The sequence below is a fragment of the Chitinibacter tainanensis DSM 15459 genome (assembly GCF_000429785.1).
Lineage (GTDB): Bacteria > Pseudomonadota > Gammaproteobacteria > Burkholderiales > Chitinibacteraceae > Chitinibacter > Chitinibacter tainanensis.
Map to the genome: position 1 here is coordinate 467,970 of NZ_KE386952.1, position 8,731 is coordinate 476,700.

The 8,731-nt window shown below is 55.5% G+C and carries 6 protein-coding genes and 1 rRNA gene; all 7 read left to right on the forward strand.

The annotated features are described in order from the left end of the window. Positions 1-78: 78 nt before the first annotated feature. Entirely contained in the window at positions 79-2,613 is a 2,535-nt protein-coding gene (gene ptsP / locus G482_RS0114720) for a phosphoenolpyruvate--protein phosphotransferase (RefSeq protein WP_028450673.1), read from the forward strand. 11 nt (positions 2,614-2,624) lie between these two features. Next, positions 2,625-2,984 carry a PTS transporter subunit EIIB gene (locus G482_RS0114725; protein WP_211227639.1) on the forward strand — a complete coding sequence of 120 codons (360 nt, stop codon included), beginning with the start codon at positions 2,625-2,627 and terminating at the stop codon, positions 2,982-2,984. A gap of 187 nt (positions 2,985-3,171) precedes the next feature. After that, complete coding sequence (gene ptsG / locus G482_RS0114730) at positions 3,172-4,899, forward strand: PTS glucose transporter subunit IIBC (protein WP_028450675.1); 1,728 nt, start codon at positions 3,172-3,174, stop codon at positions 4,897-4,899. Between the two features lie 100 nt (positions 4,900-4,999). Beyond that, on the forward strand, positions 5,000-6,016 hold the full coding sequence (locus G482_RS18940; RefSeq protein WP_308417130.1) for a YheT family hydrolase: 1,017 nt from the start codon (positions 5,000-5,002) through the stop codon (positions 6,014-6,016). Continuing rightward, positions 6,017-7,384: a phosphomannomutase/phosphoglucomutase gene (locus G482_RS0114740; protein ID WP_028450676.1), complete on the forward strand. Its 1,368-nt coding sequence runs from the start codon at positions 6,017-6,019 to the stop codon at positions 7,382-7,384. Beyond that, positions 7,381-8,226: a carboxylating nicotinate-nucleotide diphosphorylase gene (gene nadC / locus G482_RS0114745; RefSeq protein WP_028450677.1), complete on the forward strand. Its 846-nt coding sequence runs from the start codon at positions 7,381-7,383 to the stop codon at positions 8,224-8,226. Before G482_RS0114740 ends, nadC begins: the two co-directional genes overlap by 4 nt. 430 nt (positions 8,227-8,656) lie before the next feature. Next, positions 8,657-8,731, forward strand: a 16S ribosomal RNA gene (locus G482_RS0114750); the annotation flags it as partial.

Sequence of the window (8,731 nt, forward strand, 5' to 3'; positions counted from 1 at the left end):
CAGTCCGCCAGTGGAATAAAAAGTCACGCGTAGAACACCGCCACGAATTGTCGTACAAGCGCTACTAAGAGGTATGTTATGTCGAGCAACCTGATTGAACTCAAGGCCCCGCTCTCCGGAGTGATGGTGCCGCTGGACAAGGTGCCAGATCCGGTATTTGCCCAGAAAATGGTAGGGGATGGGATTTCGATTGATCCAACCAGCTCTGTTTTGCTGGCCCCTGTTACCGGTAAAGTGACACAACTACACTCATCCAAACACGCGGTGACCCTGACCACGGCGAACGGGATCGAGGTGCTGATGCATATCGGTCTGGATACCGTGATGCTGAAAGGCAATGGTTTCACGGCCAAAGTGAAAGAAGGCGACATCGTGGATGTTGGCCAGCCGCTGATCGAATTCGATATGGATCTGGTGGCCCGCAAAGCGGTGTCTTTGCTGACCCAGATCGTGATTACCAATAGCGATCAGGTAAGCCAATTTGTACCCGCCACCGGCTTGGTGAAAGCCGGCCAGAATGTAGCATTGACGCTGCATCTGGCGGCAGGCGCCGGCGCGGCTACCCAGCAAACGGGTGCGACTGCCGAAGCGTATTCTGATCCGCTGAAAGTGCCAAACCCAACCGGTCTGCATGCACGTCCTTCGGCGGTCTTGGCCAATGCGGCTAAAACTTATCAGTCCGATATCAAATTGGTCCGCGCAGGCGAAGAAGCCAATGCCAAATCCGTGGTCGCCATCATGGGGCTGGAAGTGCAGCATGGCGATGAAATTCGCGTGCGGGCAGCCGGCGCGGACGCGGCTGCGGCAGTAGCGGCGATTGCCGAATTGATCAAAACTGGCTGTGGCGAAGATGTAGGTGGCCCGGTCGCCAAAACCAAACCGGCGCCGCTGAATGTTAAAACCGCTAAACCTAAACCGAAATCAAGCGATCCAAACATCCTGACCGGTGTCTCAGCATCGCCAGGTCTGGCAGTTGGGAATGTGTTTCATGTGAAACAGGAAGAGATTTCGGTGGCTGAGCAGGGCGAAGGCCAGCAAGTCGAAAAACGCCGGCTGGATAAAGCGCTGAAAGACGCGCACCAGCAGCTGGAAAACCTGAAAGCCGAAATCACCGATGCCAGCAAAGCCGAGATTTTTGCGGCACACCAAGAATTGCTGGAAGACCCAGATTTGCTGGCCATTGCCATTGCCGGTATTAGCGCGGGCAAGAGCGCAGGCTTTGCGTGGAAACAAGCGTTCACCACCTACGCCGATAAATTGGCAGGCTTGAAAAACGAAGTGCTGGCCGGCCGCGCGAATGACATCCGTGATGTGGGCCGTCGCGTACTGCGCCTGATTACTGGGGTGGAAGAAGCAGCCATGGTGGTGCCAAACAACGCCATCCTGATTGCCGAAGAGCTAACACCATCTGATACCGCCAGCATGGATCGCACCAAAGTTCTGGGTTTCTGCACCACCGGTGGTGGCGCAACCAGTCACGTAGCGATTCTGGCGCGCTCGCTGAATATCCCTGCGATTTGCGGCATTGATGAAGACGTGATGCAACTGGCGAACGGCACCCCCGTAATTCTGGATGGTACTCGCGGCACGCTGCGCAAAAACCCATCGGAAGCCGAAATCACCGATATTCGTGAAAAACAAGCCAAGCAAGCCGCGAAGCGTGAAGCTGAATTGGCCGCCGCTTTCCAGCCGGCCGTGACTAAAGATGGTGTCCACGTTGAAGTGGTAGCCAATATTGGTGGTCTGGATGATGCCGAGCAAGGCGTGAAGCTGGGTAGTGAAGGCGTAGGTCTGCTGCGCAGTGAGTTCCTCTATCTGGAGCGCACCGATGCACCGACTGAAGACGAACAAAGCCAGATCTACATCGACATCGCCAAAGCTTTGGGTACGGACAAAACCTTCGTGGTACGCACGCTGGATGTCGGTGGCGATAAACCATTGCCATACCTGCCAATGCCCGCCGAAGAAAATCCATTCCTTGGCGTGCGCGGGGTGCGTTTGTGTCTGGCCGAGCCAGAGCTCTTGCATACCCAAGTACGCGCGGTACTGCGTTCAGCGCCATTCTCGAAACTGGCGATCATGTTCCCAATGATTACCAGCCTGGAAGAAGTGCGCGAAGTGAAACGCATCGTGGCCGAAGAAAAAGCGGCGCTGAGTATTACGCAGGAAGTCCAAGTCGGCATCATGGTCGAAGTTCCTGCCACAGCGGTGATGGCCGAGCAGTTTGCCCGTGAAGTGGATTTCTTCTCGATTGGTACCAACGATCTGACCCAGTACACACTGGCAATGGATCGCGGTCATCCGAAGCTGGCCAAGCAAGCCGATGCGATGCACCCCGGCGTATTGAATCTGATCAATATGACCGTGCAAGGCGCGCACAAACACGGCAAGTGGGTGGGCGTATGTGGCGGTATCGCCTCTGATCCGATGGCGATTCCCTTGTTGCTGGGGATCGGGGTGGATGAATTGTCGGCCAGCGTGCCAAGCATTCCCGCCATTAAAGCGCTGGTGCGCTCATTAAACAAAGCCGAGTGCGAAAAACTGGCGGCAGAAGTCTTGCAGCTAGGTACCGCAGCCGAAGTGCGCGCGCGTTTGTCGCAATTGGTTGAATAAGGAATCGAACCATGACGTTATTGCTTGTTTTTATTGTGGGCCTGGTGATCGGCGTGGGTGTGGGTATGTCCCTGCGCAAAACGCCTGCCGCAGCCCCTGCACCGGTGGCGACGCCGGCGGCTAAAACGGTGACACCCGCTGCGCCAGCGCCAGCAAGTAAAGCAGCCCTCAATAGCAAATGGCTGCCGGGCTTGGGCGGTGCGGACAATGTCCAGCAGGCCGAAGTGATTGCCGCTACCCGTGTGCGGGTGGCCTTGAAAGATGGCCACCGGCTCGATGAGCGAGCGCTGGTGGCGGCTGGTGTGCAAGCCGTGGCCGCGATTGATGAAAAGGTGTTTCACCTGATTGTCGGTCAGCAAGCCGCTGCTTAAGTCCCTACGAAAACCCACCGCAAGGTGGGTTTTTTGATTTAAATCAACAAATACATCCCGGCAGTATTCACAGATAAACCTTTTACCGTATTGCTTGCAAAGCTATACCCGTTAAAAATCGATTCATACCAAAACTAAAAAAAGACATGTGGCATTAGCAAGTCCGCAAGCTTTTAGGAGAAAGTCGATGTTTAAAAACGCGTTTGCCGTACTGCAAAAAATCGGGAAAGCCTTAATGCTGCCCGTGGCCGTTTTACCGGTTGCGGGTTTGTTATTGGGGATTGGTGCTTCACATTTTTCCTTCCTACCTACCGTTGTCTCACAGCTAATGGAAGCCGGTGGCGGGGCTATTTTTGGTCATCTGCCGCTGATCTTCGCCATTGGGGTGGCGCTGGGTCTGACTGAAAATGATGGCGTGGCGGCGATTGCCGCTTCGGTGGGTTTCGTGGTGCTGCTCGCCACCATGGGGGTGATGGCCCCGGTGATGGGCGTGGAGCCTGCCACCGTCATGGGCATGAAATCGATGGAAACCGGCGTGTTCGGCGGGATCATCATCGGTGGTGTGGCCGCTACTTTATTCAACAAGTACTACCGCATCGAGCTGCCACCGTATCTGGGCTTCTTTGCCGGTAAACGCTTTGTGCCGATCGTGACCGGGATTGCCGCGATTTTCGTGGGTGTGATCATGTCGGTGATCTGGCCTTCGATCCAAGGTGCGATCAACAGCTTTTCGCAATGGGCGGCGCATTCTGATCCGCGGATGGCGGCCACCGTGTATGGCTTCATCGAGCGTCTCTTGATTCCATTCGGTCTGCACCATATCTGGAACGTCCCATTCTTCTTTGAAATTGGTAGCTTTACCGATGCAGCTGGCAAAGTGGTGCACGGTGATATCGCGCGCTTCTTCGCTGGTGACCCAACTGCTGGGATTTTGGCTGGTGCCTTCTTCTTCAAAATGTTTGGTTTGCCAGCTGCAGCGTTTGCGATTTGGCATACCGCCAAACCTGAAAAGAAAGTGATGGTGGGCGGGATCATGATCTCCGCTGCGCTGACGTCTTTCCTCACCGGGATTACCGAGCCGATTGAATTTGCCTTTATGTTCGTCGCGCCGGTGCTGTATGTGATCCACGCCTTCCTGGCGGCCAGCGGTCAGTTCATCGCCAATACACTGAACATGCACATGGGCTTTACTTTCTCGCAAGGCGGGATCGACTTCCTGATGTTCAATGCCTTGGGTAAATACGCGCAAAACTGGTGGTATGTGCTGATCATCGGCCCAATCTATGCGGCGATTTACTACAGCGTATTCCGCTTCGTGATTGTGAAATGGAATCTGAAAACCCCAGGCCGCGAAGATGAAGTGACTGAAACCGTGGTGAGCCAAAGCGCTGGCGGTATGGCTGCAGATCTGGTGGCCGCGTTTGGTGGGGCTGGCAATATCCAATCGCTGGATGCATGTATCACCCGTCTGCGGATTTCGGTGCAGGATGTGGCCAAAGTAGATCAAGCTCGCCTGAAAGCCCTTGGTGCCGCTGGCGTGATGCAAGTGGGCAACAATATGCAGGCCATTTTTGGTACTCGCTCCGAAAATCTGAAAACCGATATGGAGATGTATATCAAGCAAGGCGGCTCTAAGCTTGCTACTGCGAGCAATACCCCTGCTGCGGCACCTGTTGCTGCAAGCCCGAAAGCGGCGGCTAATGCGGCGTTACAGGCGGCATTGGGTGGCGCTAGCAATATCCGCAGTGCCGTGCCAATGGCCGTAACCCGCGTGCGGGTCGAGCTGGCGGATGTGGCGCTGCTGAATGCCGATGCGCTGAAAGCACAAGGTATCGTGGATGTGGCCGTGCTCGAAAACGGCATTGTGCATCTGATTGTGGGTGAGCAAGCGAGCCAGCTGGCTGCGACCTTATAAGCCAGCCAAGTCCGCAAGTACCATCGATCACCCCGCTGCGGCGGGGTGATTTTTTATCAGCCGCTGGCCTGTGCATAAAACACTGGCATCCGTAGGCGCATTGCGCCACACTTTCGCCATGGCGCGTGAAAAAGAACTGATTTTGCCCTCCTACCAGCCCGCGCGCTGGTTACCCGGTGGGCATGCCCAAACGATTTATCCAGCGGTGCTGCTGTGGCAACGTGCGCTGAGCTACCGCCGTGAACATTGGATTACCCCAGACCTCGATGCCATCGGTGTGGATTGGACCGCAGGCCGGGCGGGTACGCCGCTGATTGTGTTATTTCATGGCTTAGAGGGCGGTTCGCGCTCGCACTATGCAGTTTCGCTGTTTCAACAGGCATATCAGCAAGGCTGGCGCGGCGTGGTGCCACATTTTCGTACCTGCGGTAATGTGCCCAACCGTTTACCACGCAGCTATCACGCGGGGGATTCCGCCGAGATTGATTGGGTATTGCGCCGGCTAAAAAAAGAACACCCCGGTACGCCGATTTTTGCCGTGGGGTATTCATTGGGTGGCAATGCCTTGCTGAAATGGCTGGGCGAACAAGGATCGCGCGCGGGTGAATTTATCCACGCGGCGGCGGCCGTATCGGCGCCGATGGATTTAACCGCCGCCGGGGTGGCGCTGGACGACGGGCTAAACCGGCATATCTATACCCGCAATTTTTTGCGCACCATGCGCAAAAAAGCCCAATACAAACTCAAGCTCACCGAAAACCCGTTTATTGATTGGCGGCAGGTTAAAGGGGTGAAAACCCTGCGCGAATTTGATGATCTGGTCACCGCACCACTGCATGGTTTTTTCGGGGTAGATGAATACTGGGCGCAAGCCAGCAGTAAACCGCTATTGCCCAATATCGCCATCCCCACTTTGATTATTAATGCGCTGAATGATCCGTTTATTCCGGCGCAGAGTTTGCCAACTGCCCAGCAAGTGAGCGAACACGTACAATTGCTGCAGCCGCGCGATGGCGGCCATGTGGGCTTTTTATCCGGCCCGCCGCCTGGCCGTTTGCAGTGGTTACCTAGCACATTACTCAAATTTTTTACTTTTCATTTACCTCTGGTGCGTTAAATGTCCCGCCTGCCTGCTGCGATCTTCAAAGCCTATGATGTGCGAGGTCCGGTGAGTTTGTTGACTCCCGAAGTGGCCTACTGGGTAGGGCGGGCCATTGGCGCTCAGGCGCTGCGACGCCAGATCCAGCGCATTGCGCTGGCCGGCGATGGGCGTTTATCCACCCCCGATTTGCTGGCCGCGATGCAGCAAGGGCTGCAGGAAGCCGGGATCGCGGTGCAATGTCTGGGCATGGCCTGCACTCCATTATTGTATTTCGCCGCTCGCACGGTGGCCGATGCCTCGGGCATTATGATTACCGGCAGCCACAATCCGCCCGAATACAATGGCATCAAAATCATGCTGGGCAACGACACCGTGGATGGTCCGGCCTTGCAGGCGTTGCGTGAACAAGTTGAAGCCGATGATTTGCCCATCGCCAGTGGGGGCAGCAGCCATGCCGTGGATGTTTTGCCCGCCTATTTGCAGGCACTGCAAGCGCAGATCCAATTAGCCAAACCATTAAAGCTGGTGATTGATTGCGGCAATGGCGCGCCCGGTGCGGTGGCGGCGGATGTATTTCGCAGTTTGGGTTGCGAGGTGAGCGAGCTGTATTGCGAGGTGGATGGGCATTTCCCTCATCATCACCCCGATCCGCAAGTGGTCGCCAATCTACGCGATTTACGCACCCAAGTGCAGCAGCAAGGTGCCGATGTGGGCTTGGCCTTCGATGGCGACGGCGATCGGCTAGGGGTAGTGACTGCCAGTGGGCAGGTGATTCCGGGTGATCGTTTATTAATGCTATTTGCTGGTCAGGCGCTGGCGCAGCGAGCCGGGCATGTGTTATTCGATGTGAAATCCAGTCGGGCAGTGGCCAAATGGGTAGCGCAGCTAGGCGGTACGGCCGAAGCGATCCCGACGGGCCATTCGCATATGAAGCGCAAATTGAAACAAAGCAAAGCGCTGGTGGCAGGCGAATTATCCGGGCATTTTGCCTTTGCGGGCTGGGATGTGGATGATGCGCTCTTCGCGGGGGCCAAACTCTTGCAACTGGTGGCCTCTGGGCTGGATCTGGATGCCGAGTTAGCCCGCCTGCCGCAGTGTTTAGCCACGCATGAGCTGCAAATCCCGTTGAGTGGGGCCGGGCATTTGCTGGTGCAAGATATTGCCCAGCGTGCCGCTTTCCCCAGCGCAAGTCATATCAGCCAGGTGGATGGTTTGCGAGTGGAATACGCAGATGGCTTTGGCCTTATCCGCGCCTCGAACACCACACCGGTACTTACGCTGCGCATCGAAGCGGATGATGCCGCCGCGCTGAAGCGTATTGAACACGAACTGGCGGCCGCCATCGCGCCGCTTCCTTTCCCTTCTTATAGTCTTGAATCATGATTGTGACTCCCTCCCAGCATCTGATTGCCGCCAATGTTGCCGCCGCTTTAGCCGAAGACCTTGGCGAACGCGATTGGACCGCCGAACTCATTCCCGCCCAAGCGCAAGCCAGCGCCACGATCGTGCTGCGCGAGCCGGCCGTTTTGTGCGGTTTGCCGTGGGCTAACGAGGTCATCCGGCAGGTTGATGCCAGCATCCAGGTCAGCTGGTTATTTACCGAGGGGGAGTATATTGCTGCAGATAGCGTGATTGCTCGCTTGCAGGGTAATGCCCGTAGCTTGCTCACGGCCGAGCGCAGTATGCTTAATTTTATCCAGACGCTGTCTGCGGTGGCGACCGAAACTCACCGCTATGCCGAGCTGGTGAAAGGCACGCGCGCGGTGATTCACGACACCCGCAAAACCTTGCCCGGTTTGCGCCGTGCCCAGAAATACGCGGTGACCGTCGGTGGCGGCGCTAATCAGCGGATTGGTTTATTTGATGGCATTTTGATTAAAGAAAATCACATCATGGCCGCCGGCAGTATTACTGCAGCGCTGCGCCAAGCCCAGGCGCTGGCACCGAAGTATGTCACCATTCAGGTGGAAGTGGAAAACCTCACCGAGCTCAGCGAGGCATTACAGGCAGGCGCCACCTCAGTGCTGCTAGATAATATGAGCTTGGCTGATATGCGCTCCGCCGTTGAGATGGCGCAGGGCCAAGCCGTACTGGAAGCTTCCGGTGGTGTGGATTTCAGCACGGTGCAAGCGATTGCCGCCACCGGCGTCGAGCGTATTTCGATTGGCAAGCTCACGAAAGATGTTCGCGCCATCGATCTCTCCATGCGCTTTACGGCGGCCTAAACCAAGTAAACTGGCATTGATCATACAAAATATAAAACCAAGGCCCGCGTTAGCGGGCCTTGGTTTTATTGGGCTTGCAGCGCTTACCGCCAATCCGTTGCCGGTAGCCAAAAATAAATTTCAAACTAAATTAATAGGTTATCGCTTTTGTTGCACTTTTCTTGCAGGAAGTGGTTGACCGAGTCTGGGGGCGTCGGTATAGTTCGGCCTCTCTGCTGATGACGCAGCGAAACAAAACGAGTTTCTCTAGTCGCCAGCCCGATCTTTAACAAAATACAGCCGATGAGTGTGAGTGCTTGATTCGTAAGTCGAAACAAGTGCTTGCACTCAGATGATAGGAAAAAAACAAGTCAGCAGGCTTTGCCTGTTAACTCGTGATTTTCTTTGAGTATTGAAGTACAAGCCAAGTAGTAAAAATAGCTTAGAGATTAAACGAAAGAGTTTGATCCTGGCTCAGATTGAACGCTGGCGGCATGCTTTACACATGCAAGTCGAACGGCAGCAC